At 70.2% G+C, this 10,836-nt stretch carries 8 protein-coding genes; 4 read left to right on the top strand and 4 right to left on the bottom strand.

What is annotated here, in order from left to right:
* Positions 1–201 precede the first annotated feature (201 nt).
* Positions 202–741 (top strand): hypothetical protein, encoded by a 540-nt coding sequence (locus tag AC3WLB_RS18095; RefSeq protein WP_492508367.1) that lies wholly within the window; start codon positions 202–204, stop codon positions 739–741.
* A gap of 37 nt (positions 742–778) precedes the next feature.
* Here the strand turns inward: AC3WLB_RS18095 and AC3WLB_RS18090 are convergent, their stop codons facing one another.
* A complete protein-coding gene (locus tag AC3WLB_RS18090; protein ID WP_492508365.1) occupies positions 779–2,308 on the bottom strand; it encodes an FUSC family protein in 1,530 nt (509 codons plus the stop codon).
* A 57-nt stretch (positions 2,309–2,365) separates the two neighbouring features.
* Positions 2,366–4,021: a phytoene desaturase family protein gene (locus tag AC3WLB_RS18085; RefSeq protein WP_492508364.1), complete on the bottom strand. Its 1,656-nt coding sequence runs from the start codon at positions 4,019–4,021 to the stop codon at positions 2,366–2,368.
* On the opposite strand from AC3WLB_RS18085, the gene AC3WLB_RS18080 reads away from it, so the two are divergent.
* On the top strand, positions 4,020–7,526 hold the full coding sequence (locus AC3WLB_RS18080) for a proline dehydrogenase family protein (RefSeq protein ID WP_492508363.1): 3,507 nt from the start codon (positions 4,020–4,022) through the stop codon (positions 7,524–7,526). The two genes, AC3WLB_RS18085 and AC3WLB_RS18080, sit on opposite strands and share 2 nt — an antisense overlap.
* 36 nt (positions 7,527–7,562) lie before the next feature.
* On the opposite strand, the gene AC3WLB_RS18075 is transcribed toward AC3WLB_RS18080, so the two are convergent.
* The gene (locus AC3WLB_RS18075; RefSeq protein ID WP_492508362.1) at positions 7,563–7,940 is read right to left on the bottom strand and encodes a GntR family transcriptional regulator; all 378 of its coding nucleotides are present in this window, start codon (positions 7,938–7,940) and stop codon (positions 7,563–7,565) included.
* Positions 7,941–7,965: 25 nt separating this feature from the next.
* Positions 7,966–8,394 carry an Lrp/AsnC family transcriptional regulator gene (locus AC3WLB_RS18070; RefSeq protein ID WP_492508360.1) on the bottom strand — a complete coding sequence of 143 codons (429 nt, stop codon included), beginning with the start codon at positions 8,392–8,394 and terminating at the stop codon, positions 7,966–7,968.
* A gap of 203 nt (positions 8,395–8,597) precedes the next feature.
* On the opposite strand from AC3WLB_RS18070, the gene ddaH reads away from it, so the two are divergent.
* Together ddaH and rocD are read left to right on the top strand one after the other, a co-directional pair.
* Positions 8,598–9,482, top strand: coding sequence for a dimethylargininase (gene ddaH / locus AC3WLB_RS18065; RefSeq protein WP_492508358.1), 885 nt, complete (start codon positions 8,598–8,600; stop codon positions 9,480–9,482).
* A gap of 134 nt (positions 9,483–9,616) precedes the next feature.
* Positions 9,617–10,819, top strand: coding sequence for an ornithine--oxo-acid transaminase (rocD, locus tag AC3WLB_RS18060; protein WP_492508513.1), 1,203 nt, complete (start codon positions 9,617–9,619; stop codon positions 10,817–10,819).
* The last annotated feature ends 17 nt before the right edge of the window (positions 10,820–10,836 follow it).

Here is a 10,836-nt window from a genome sequence, read left to right as displayed (position 1 = left end):
GTGAAACGACTCCCGTCGACTTCGGTCTGCATGGCTTACCGGGTCGATTGACGTTCAAGCGACTCTCTCACAGGCAGGTCTCTGAGGTAGCGAGGACTCTCGAACGACGAGCGTCAGACCCTCCGCCGTCCACTTGGTGATAGGCGCAGGCGCCGACTGATGCACTCGCGAAAATCTGGATGGAACTCGCCGGCCCCGTTCGTGGCGTCACTGCTCGGCATAGCTGCGTGGATCGCGCTGGCACTGTCCAAGATCAGTGGCAGTGGCGGCCTGGCTCGAAGTTTGCTGCTGGCCGCTGCGTTCTGCGTGCCGTTTCTCGCGCTCGGCTTGATTGCAATCCACGTGCTCAAGGGAAAGGCCAGGAGAGTCGCGACCTTGACCGGTTCCAGGGCGTTCCTCGTATTGGGAAACGTCGACAACGGCCTCGATCAACTCCGCACGGTCGATGGATACGCAATCTCATTCATGCCGGTGGTAACCCTTCGTGACGGAGCCTTTGAGATCTGGCGGGCTGCAGAACAAGAACACCCGATCGTCTCCATTCCTCTGGCGGCGCTGACCGTGACGCTCGGCCGACACTGGGCCGTGTACCCGCACGCGGCCATGATCATGACCGTTGCGGGCATCGAGAAACCGATCGCCATCTCACTCTTCGGAGATGGGCGGTGGTCGCTGCTCCCCATGGGACGCTGTGCGCTGACAGAGACCGTGCGAGAACTGGGTGTGACTCCTGTGGACTGAAGTGTCGCCGTGGTGCGCTTGCGAGAGGGCCCCGGGGCTAGGCGGCGGGGTGGCGGAGCTCTTCGAGGGCGGCGCGGAGAGAGCGCATCCGGCGACCGAGGGCGGTCAGCGAGTCACGTCCGTCGGCGCCGGATGCAACGGCTCGTGCGAGCGCATCGAGCTCGGGCCCCGCGGCCGCGACGAGGGCGGCGAGGTCAGCGGAGGGGACGCGGCGTGCGCTTGCCCACGCGTGCACGATGCGCGGTGTCCACCGCGAGGCGACGAGTGCGGTGCGGACTCGCTCGAGGGCGCGCGGGGCACCCGCCGCCTCCGCCACCTGGGCGATGGCGCGCTCGGCGGCGTGCCGTCGCTCGTCCAGTTTGGAGGCGGAACTGCCCTCACGCACAGCGGCGGTGTAGGCGGCAAGGGCGCGGAGGGCAGCACCCGAGCGGGGGCGCAGCACATCCGTCGTGCGCACCGGGAGGATGAACCACGACGCCGCGACCCCCAGCACGCCGCCCACGAGCACACCGAGCAGTCGGCTCTCGAGAACTCCCGGGCCGGTCTGCCCGAAGTAGCCGTAGAGCAGGGCGAGTGCTGCGGTGACGCCGGCCGCCCAATAGGCGTAGCTCACTGGACGAAGCCACAGGGCGAGCGTGAGCGCCACGAAGATGAGGGTGATCGCGAGCGCACCGCCCGGGAGGGTGATGCCGGTGATCAGCGACGCCAGGAGGGTCCCGGCGAGTGCGCCCGCTACGCGGAGGACACCCTTGTGCACGACATCGCCTCGCCCCCGATTCCCCGCACACACGATGAACGCGGTGATGACGGGCCAGACCAGATGATCGGGAAAGAGCATATGCCCCGCGAGGAATGCCGCTCCGAGCGCGACGACGAGCTGCACTGCCATCCGGGTGCTCGGCGCGATGCGACGCCGTCCCGCCGACGCGGCCGGCGTTGCCGATTCGCGAGGCGCGGGCGACGGATGCGCATCCGCGCCGGAATCGGATAGCGCCGGATGCGCGGCGGGACGGGTGACGGCCGTGGCGGTGTGCCGGTCGGCCGGCCGCGCCCGCACCCACTGCACCAGGCTCGTCCACCCGAACGCGACCGCGATCGCGACGAGCGCCCAGAGGGTGAAGCCCGACGTCACGGGAAGGGGGAGCGGGGTGACGAGGGTGGCGATGAACGGCAGGGTCGCGATGGTGCCGAGCCGCGCGGCTCGCGCGCCGAAGCGCCGCGCCCACACGAACCCACCCAGCGCGAGAACGAATACCGTCTCGCCGAGGAACTCCACCTGGTGTGACAGCATGCCCACCAGCGCAGCGATCACCGTCGCCACCGCGAGAACGCCCAGGTCACCGGCCCGCTCACGCAGGTCGTCGCCCAGGTCGCGCCGGGTCAGCATCACCGCGACCACGACGCTGAGCACGATCGCGTCGACATCCACGGGGGCGAACCCCGAGAACTCGACCATCGACCAGAAGCTCAGCAGCACTGCGATCATTGCGGCGACCGCTCCGCGCAGGTGCACGAGCGCGGGATCGAAGGGCAGCATGCGCCGCGTGGGCGCCGCCGGGTTCGTCATGTCCCTATTGTCGCGCTGCGAGGCGGACGGCGGCTCGGTCAGGCACGTTCGGTTTCATCAGCGATCGAGATCGTCCTCGAGCACCGCCATCGCCGCGCTGTGGCCGCCGAGGCCCGACACGGCGCCCCCGCGCCGCGAACCCGACCCGCAGATCAGGATGCGCGGATGCTCCGTCGCCACACCCCAGCGCTCCGCCGCCGTGCCGCGCGGCGCGTCGTCCTCGACGAAGGGCCAGTCGAGCGGTCCGTGGAAGATGTTGCCGCCCGGCATGCCCAACGTGCGTTCGAGGTCGGCCGTCGTCTTGGTCTCGATGCACGGACGGCCGTGCGCATCCGTCAGCAGCAGCGGTTCGATCGGCTCGGCGAGCACACTGTTGAGCGAGTCGAGCACGGCCCGTTCCAGGGTCGCCGCGTCGACGCCGAGACGATGCGGCGTGTGCAGCCCGAAGACGGTGAGGGTGTGTGCGCCCTGCTCCTGCAGCGCGGGGGAGAGGATGCTCGGATCGGTGAGCGAATGACAATAGATCTCCGCCGGCAACGGCTGCGGCAGCTCGCCTCGTTCGGCCGTTCGAACGCCCTCCTCCAACTGGGTGAGCGACTCGTTGATGTGAAAGGTGCCGCCGAACGCCGCTTCGGGCGCGACAGACGAGTCGCGCAGGCGAGGCAGGCGCCGGAGGAGCAGATTCACCTTGACCTGAGCACCCTCGGGGCGTGCGCCAGGCGCGCCGACCGTGCTCGGCGCGCCACCCGCCTCCAGAAGACGGTCGAGCACGGCCGGTGCCACGTTCGCCAGTACGCGCGCGCCGATCACCCGTCGGGGCGCACGCGGACGCGCTGACCCGCTCGGCGCGCCGGCACGCATCCGGTACTCCACCACTCCCTCGGGGCTGAGCGAGACGACTTCCGCCCCGGTGCGGAACTCGACGCCGGCCTCACGGGCCGCGCGCACGAGCTCGCCGGTGACCGCGCCCATGCCGCCGACCGGGACGTCCCAGTCGCCCGTGCCGCCTCCGATCACGTGGTAGAGGAAGCAGATGTTCTGCCTGAGCCCGGGGTCGTGCACGGAGGCGAAGGTGCAGATCAACGCGTCCGTCGCCACCACCCCGCGCACCACATCGTTCTGGAGGCGCTGCTCGATCAACTCACCGATCGGGCGCTCGAACACGGCGCTCCAGAGGGCGTCGTCACCGAGCATCCGGCGTGCTTCGCCTCGGGTCGGCAGCGGCTCGGTGAGAGTGGGCCACAGGGCGGTCGCCACGCGGCGCAGGTCGGCGGAGAGCCGGGCGAACGCGTCGGCGTCCGGCTCCGCGCCGATCGCCGCGAACGACGATCGAGTCTGCTGCGGGTCGTCGTTGTCGATCAGCAGTCCGCCGCCCGAGTCTGCTCCGGGCACCGGGGTATACGAGGAATACCGTCGGCGGAGCAGACGGATGCGCAACCCCAGCTCCTCGACGATGCGCTGCGGCAGGAGGCTGACCAGGTACGAGTAGCGGGAGAGACGGGCATCCATTCCGTCGAAGGCATACGTCGAGACGGCCGCGCCGCCCAGCTCCTCGAGGCGCTCGAGCACGCACACGCGCCGACCCGCGTGCGCGAGGTAACAGGCGGCTACGAGTCCGTTGTGTCCTCCACCGATGACCACCACGTCGAACTCATCCACAGCCTGCACGCCTTGAGCGTAACCTGCGACCCAACGTCCTATCCTCGAAGACATGGCTGAGCAGAACGACACAGACTCCCAGCCCGCGCCCCTCGATCTGGCTCGCGCAGCCGTCGACCTGGCGCGGCGCTGGCTCGACGAGAGCAAAGACTCTCCCGTCGATCCCTCAGCCGAGCGCCTGGCCGGAGTGCTCAAAGACCCCAACGGCCTCGCGTTCACGGTGGGCTTCGTCGACGGTGTGGCGCGGCCCGAAGACTTCTTCGTCGCGGGCAAGAGTCTGCAGAAGCTGGCGAAGCTGGCGCCGCGCTTCCTGCCGGCACCGCTCCGCGCCGCGATCGCGGCCGGCGGGGTGCTGGGCGAGGTCGTGCCCGGTGTCGTCATCCCCATCGCCCGGCGCGTGCTGAGACGCATGGTCGGCCACCTAGTGGTCGATGCGCGGCCCGCGAAGTTCGGCCCCGCCGTTCGGGCGTTGCGACGCGACGGCGTGCGACTGAACATCAACCTGCTGGGCGAGGCCGTGCTCGGCGACGCCGAGGCGGCCAACCGGCTCGAGGGAACCAAAGCGCTGTTGCAGCGGCCCGATGTCGACTACGTCTCGGTCAAGGTGTCCTCCGTCGCCGGCAACCTCTCGATGTGGGCGTTCGAGCAGACGGTCGAGCGCGTCGCCGAGAGTCTCGCGCCGCTGTACCGCATCGCGGCGCAGAAGGGGCCGCTCACGCCCGAGCCGGCGGCAGGTGCCCAACGCGCCCCCGCCCCCAAGTTCGTGAACCTCGACATGGAGGAGTACCGCGATCTCGATCTCACGATCGCCGTCTTCCAACGCGTGCTCGACCGACCGGAGTTCCTCCAACTCGAGGCCGGGATCGTGCTGCAGGCCTACTTGCCCGATGCCCTGACCGCGCTGCAGCGGTTGCATGCCTGGGCCGCCGAACGGCGGTCACGTGGCGGCGCGCCCATCAAGGTGCGGGTCGTGAAGGGCGCGAACCTCGCCATGGAGCACGTCGACGCAGCGCTGCACGGCTGGCCCCTGGCCACCTACGGGTCGAAGCTCGAGACCGACACCAACTACAAGCGGGTGCTCGACTGGGCGCTGCGGCCCGAGCATGTGGATGCGGTGCGCATCGGAGTGGCAGGGCACAACCTGTTCGACGTGGCCTGGGCGTGGCTCCTGGCTGAGCAGCGCGGAGTGTCGGAGGCGGTCGATTTCGAAATGCTCCTCGGGATGGCGACGACGCAGGCTGAGGCGGTGCGCGCGACCGTCGGACATCTCCTGCTCTACACACCCGTGGTGGCTCCCGCCGAGTTCGACGTCGCCATCGGATACCTGGTGCGCCGCCTCGAAGAGAACGCCAGCGACGCGAACTTCATGTCGTCGGTGTTCGACCTCGCCGGTGATCCGGCCGCGTTCGCGAAGGAGCGCGACCGCTTCCTCGCCGCAGTGCAGGCGTTCGAGGCATCCGCCGAGGCGGCGCCGCCGCCGAACCGCACGCAAGACCGACTGCTGGGCGAGCTGGAGCCGGCGTCCGGCCCGTTCCACAACGCACCCGACACCGACCCCTCGCTGGCGGCCAACCGGGTCTGGGGCGAGCGAATCCTGGCCCGGGTCGCTGGGTCGACGCTCGGTCTCGACACGATCGCCGAGGCGCGCGTCACCGATGCGCTCGATCTCGAACACCTCGTCGCCCACACCGTCGCCGCCGGTGCCGCGTGGGGTGCCCGCGGGGCTGCCGACCGGGCCGGCTTCATCCGCCGGGCCGGCTACGCCCTCGAGGCGAACCGCGACCGCCTGATCGAGGTGATGGCAGCCGAGACGGGCAAGACCATCGACCAGGCCGATCCCGAGGTGAGCGAGGCCGTCGACTTCGCCCAGTACTACGCCACGACGGCTGTGGAGCTCGACGCGGTCGACGGAGCCGTCTTCGAACCCTCCGCGCTCACCGTGGTGGCTCCGCCCTGGAACTTCCCAGTCGCGATCCCCGCCGGCTCGGTGCTCGCGGCGCTCGCCGCGGGCAGCGCGGTCATCATCAAGCCCGCCCCGCAGGCCAAGCGCTCGGCCGCCGTGATGGTCGAGGCGCTCTGGGAGGCCGGCATCCCTCGAGACGCCCTGCGCCTCGTCGACGTCGAAGAGGGGGAACTCGGCCGGCGCCTGATGTCAGACGAGCGTGTCGACCGGCTCATCCTCACCGGTGCCTACGAGACCGCCGAGCTGTTCCGCTCCTGGCGACCCGACCTGCCCCTGCTGGCCGAGACGAGCGGCAAGAACGCCATCGTCGTCACTCCGAGTGCCGATCTCGATCTCGCCGTCGCCGATGTCGTCAAGAGCGCGTTCGGTCACGCCGGGCAGAAGTGCTCAGCGGCCAGCCTCGTGATCCTCGTCGGGTCGGTCGCGCAGTCGAAACGGTTCACCCGACAGCTGGTCGACGCAGTGACCTCGTTGCGAGTGGGGTACCCGAGTGACCCCGCCGCGCAGATGGGGCCGTTGATCGAGCCGGCCGCAGGCAAGGCCGCCGAGGCTCTCACGACCCTCGGGGTGGGGGAGCGGTGGCTGGTGGAGCCGCGGCCGCGCGACGAGACCGGGCGGCTGTGGTCGCCAGGGGTTCGCGAGGGCGTCCTGCCCGGCACGCCGTTCCATCTCACCGAGTACTTCTCCCCGGTGCTCGGAATCATGCACGCACCGACGCTCGAGAAGGCGATCGAGTTGCAGAACGCGGTGCCCTACGGGCTCACGGCGGGCATCCACTCGCTCGACCCGGCGGAGATCGAGCAATGGCTCGCCGGGGTGCAGGCGGGCAACGTCTACATCAACCGCGGAATCACCGGCGCCATCGTGCGGCGGCAACCGTTCGGTGGCTGGAAGAAGTCGTCGGTCGGTGCCGGTGCGAAGGCCGGTGGGCCGAACTATCTGGTGCACCTCGGTTCATGGCGCAACGAACCGGGAGAGCCGAGCGAGGGGCTGAGTCTCGCCGGGCTCGACGAACGGGTGGCCGAGCTGCTCGACACCGCAACGGCGGGCCTGGAGTGGACCGACTTCGACGTGGCGCGACGAGGGGCGAAGAGCGACCAGTCGGCCTGGGAGAGGGTGTTCGCGCCGCGAGACGAGTCGGAACTCGGCGTCGAGAAGAACGTGTTGCGCTACTTGCCGGTGCCCGTCGTCATCCGGCTCTCCGAAAGTGAGCCACTGCACCAGCTCGTGCGTGTGCTGGCTGCGGCCACACTCGCTCGGTCCCGCGTGATCGTGAGTTCCGCGGCGAAGCTGCCGAGGCCGTTGCGGGCCCTCCTGAAAGAACGGGCCGTCCGCGTGGTGATCGAGAACGACACCGCCTGGCTGGCACGGGCCCCCGAGTACATCGGGGTGGTGCCGCGCATCCGCCTCATCGGTGGTGACGCTCGCGCGCTCGCCGAGGCGCTCGGCGGCAGCTGCGACGTCGCCGTCTACGCCGACGAGGTCACCCGTGCCGGGCGCATCGAACTGCTGCCCTTTCTCAAAGAGCAGGCCATCAGCGCGACCAATCACCGCTTCGGAACGCCGACCGCCCTGCTCGACGGCATCCTCCCGTAACCGCGCGGCGCCCGTCCGCGCCGCGCCGTGGGCGCGTCAGGCGGGAAGGCCGAGAGCGGCGCGGGCGAGGCCGAGGGCCTCCTCGGGCGGGATGCCGAGGGCGAAGGCCCGGTCGGCGTAGGCGCGCGCCAAGCGCTGCAGTTCGCGCTGGGCGGCCGAGCCGGAGGTCGCGACGAAGGAGCCGAGGCGTCCGCGGGTCTCGATCAGCGCATCCGCCTCGAGCTCGCGATAGGCGCGGGCGACCGTGTTCACCGCCAGGCCGAGTTCGGCCGCCGCCGCGCGCACGGTCGGCAACCGCGCGCCAGCCGCGAGCTCACCCGCCGAGATCGCATCGCGGATACGCGCCCGCACCTGCTCGAACGGCGGCACCCCCGAGGCGTCGTCGAGCTGCAGCTCGAACCCGAGTTCGCCCATCACGCCACCCCCGAACGCCGAGCGCTCAACGCCGGATGAGGTTCGAGAGCACGATCGCGCTCCGCGTGTGATCGACGTTGGGGGCGATGCGGACGCGCTCCAGCGCATCCTCGAGGCTCGGGATGTCGCGCGAGCGGATGTGCACGATGGCGTCGGCGCTCCCCGTCACGGTTCCGGCGTCCACGACCTCCGGCACGCCGGACAGGATGCGTTTGAGTTCCGCCGGGGCCACCGTGCCCCGGCAGAACAGCTCGACATACGCCTCCGTCACCGTGCCGTCGAGCGCGGGGTTCAGCTGGATGGTGAAGCCCGTGATCACTTCGTCGGCCACCAGACGGTCGATCCGCCGTTTCACCGCCGATGCCGAGAGCCCGACCACCTGTCCGATGTCGCCGTACCCGCTTCGGGAGTTGATCTTGAGCAAATCGATGATGCGGTGGTCGAGAGCGTCCATGCCGCGATGCTACGCCAGGAATGTGCGTGGATGCCGCATCTCCGCAACATTCAGCTGCGCCACGACGCGAAACAGCGGAAAGTGCGTGTCAAACTGAAGACGGCGTGCCCCGGTCGGGGCCCCAGGACAGCGCGCTGGTCCGCCATCCGCACTTCGAGCAATCGGACTGCCGATCGCTCGAGCACCCCGTGTCAGGAGACCACATGTCGACCCCGACCCCGACCCTCGATCCCGCTTCCGCTCCCGCCGAGCAGGGCACGCAGCGCAGCCGCACCGCCACCCCGCGGCACTACCTCATGTGCCGCCCCGAGCACTTCACGGTGGCCTACCGCATCAACCCGTGGATGGACCCCGCCGTCCCCACCGACACGAGCCTCGCCGTGCGGCAGTGGCAGACCCTCTACGACACCTACCGCGAACTCGGCCACGAGGTGCAGCTGATCGATCAGGTCGAGGGGCTGCCCGACATGGTCTACACCGCCAACGGCGGATTCGTGATCGGCAACGTGGCTTATGGGGCGAAGTTCACGCATCCGCAGCGTCAGCCCGAGGGGCCCGCGTTCATGGAGTGGTTCCGGGAGCAGGGCTTCGAGGTCGTCGAGCCGAAGAACGTGAACGAGGGGGAGGGCGACTTCCTGCTCGTCGGCGAGCGCATCCTCGCCGGCACCGGGTTCCGCAGCGCCACCGACAGCCACCGCGAGGTCGCCGACCTGTTCGGCCGTGAGGTGGTGAGCCTCACGCTCGTGAACCCGAACTTCTACCACCTCGACACCGCGATCTCCGTGCTCGACCCCCTCACCGACGACGCCGGCGCGAACATCGCCTACCTCCCGAGCGCGTTCGACGACGCCAGCCGCCGCACCCTCGAACGCCTCTACCCGGATGCGATCATCGTCAGCGAGCAGGACGGGTCGGTGCTGGGCCTCAACTCGATCTCCGACGGCCTCAACGTCGTGATCGCGTCGCGCGCGAAAGGCTTCGAAGGCCAGCTCCGCGAGCGCGGCTACAACCCCATCGGCGTCGACCTCTCCGAACTCCTCCTCGGCGGCGGCGGCGTGAAGTGCTGCACCCTGGAGCTCCGAGCATGAGCACGTTCAACAACACCAGGGCGGGCGCGGCGCCGGCCCACGACGAAGCGGCGGCGGAGTCGGATGGGCTTTCTTGGCGTGGCGGGCGTTCACGGGCGGAAAGCCCATCCGACTCCGCCGCCGCGTCCCGCGCGATGGGGATGGAAGACGCGCACGCCGCCCACACCTACCATCCGTTGCCCGTCGTCATCGCCTCGGGCGACGGCGCCTGGGTCACCGACGTCGACGGCCGCCGCTACCTCGACTGCCTCGCCGCCTACTCGGCGGTGAACTTCGGGCACACGCATCCGCGGCTCGTCGAGGCGGCCAAAGCACAGCTCGACCGGGTCACCCTGACCAGCCGCGCGTTCCACTCCGACCGCCTGGGCCCCTTCGTCACCGAGCTGGCCGCGCTCGCCGGCAAAGACATGGTGCTGCCCATGAACACCGGCGCCGAGGCCGTCGAGTCGGGCATCAAGCTCGCCCGCGCCTGGGGCTACCGGGTGAAGGGCGTCGAGCAGGGCCGCGCCACGATCATCGTCGCCGACGGCAACTTCCACGGCCGCACCACCACCATCGTGAGCTTCTCCGACGACCCGGTGGCACACGACGACTTCGGCCCTTACACCCCCGGATTCGTGCGCGTGCCCTACGGCGATTCGGCTGCCCTCACCCGTGCCCTCGACGAGAACCCCGACACGGTCGCCGTGCTGCTCGAGCCCATCCAGGGTGAAGCGGGCATCATCGTTCCGCCCGACGACTACCTCCGCTCCGTGCGCGAACTCTGCACCGAGCAGAACGTGCTGTTCATCGCCGACGAGATCCAGTCCGGTCTCGGCCGCACCGGCGCGACCTTCGCCTGCGACCTCGTGGGCGTCGTGCCCGACGTGTACCTCCTCGGCAAGGCGCTCGGCGGCGGCATCGTGCCCGTGTCGGCGGTCGTGGCGAACCGTGACGTGCTCGGCGTGCTGCGCCCCGGCGAGCACGGCTCCACCTTCGGCGGCAACCCCCTCGCGGCCGCGGTCGCCCTGGAGGTGGTGCGGATGCTCGCGTCCGGCACCTACCAGGAGCGCGCCACCCGGCTGGGCGGCCGGCTGCACTCCCGACTGCGCCAGCTCATCGGCCACGGTGTGGTCGCGGTGCGCGGCGCGGGCCTCTGGGCGGGCATCGACATCGACCCGAACCTCGCCACGGGACGCCGCGTCTGCGAGCTGTTGCTCGAGCGCGGCATCCTTGCGAAGGACACGCACGGTTCGACCATCCGCCTCGCCCCGCCGCTCGTGGTGGAGGAGGCCGACCTCGACTGGGCGGTCGACGAGCTCGCCGAGGTCCTCCGCGAGCTCGGCAGCGCCGCCTGAACGCGGCAGCCTGCAGC

It is taken from the genome of Herbiconiux sp. FW305-C-125, assembly GCF_058783455.1.
Note: the sequence above shows the minus strand (reverse complement) of the source record. Positions and strands in the feature narration are given on the sequence as shown.